Origin of the sequence: Veillonella sp. ZSJB6, from assembly GCF_051549505.1 — a bacterium.
Lineage (GTDB): Bacteria > Bacillota > Negativicutes > Veillonellales > Veillonellaceae > Veillonella.
The window spans coordinates 1-228 of the sequence record NZ_JBPUGE010000230.1 but is presented as its reverse complement, the minus strand read 5'-3'; the positions used below and the strand labels follow the sequence as shown (position 1 = coordinate 228).

1 protein-coding gene is annotated in these 228 nt (G+C 52.6%); it reads left to right on the top strand.

The window, feature by feature from the left end:
* The coding region (locus ACSV5T_RS10535; RefSeq protein ID WP_438321127.1) for a putative PEP-binding protein at positions 1-228 on the top strand (228 nt) is incomplete at both ends.

Below are 228 nucleotides of genomic sequence, written 5' to 3'. Positions count from 1 at the left end.
CGCTATCATGTTCCCAATGATCGCGACACTTGAAGAGTTCCGCGCGGCGAAAGCGCTCCTTCTCGAAGAAGAAGCGAAGTTGAAAGCAGAAGGCATCGCTGTCGGTAACTACGAGACAGGGATGATGGTCGAGATCCCATCGACAGCCGTCATGGCGAAGCAATTCGCGAAAGAAGTCGACTTCTTCTCAGTCGGCACGAACGACTTGATTCAATACACGATGGCAGC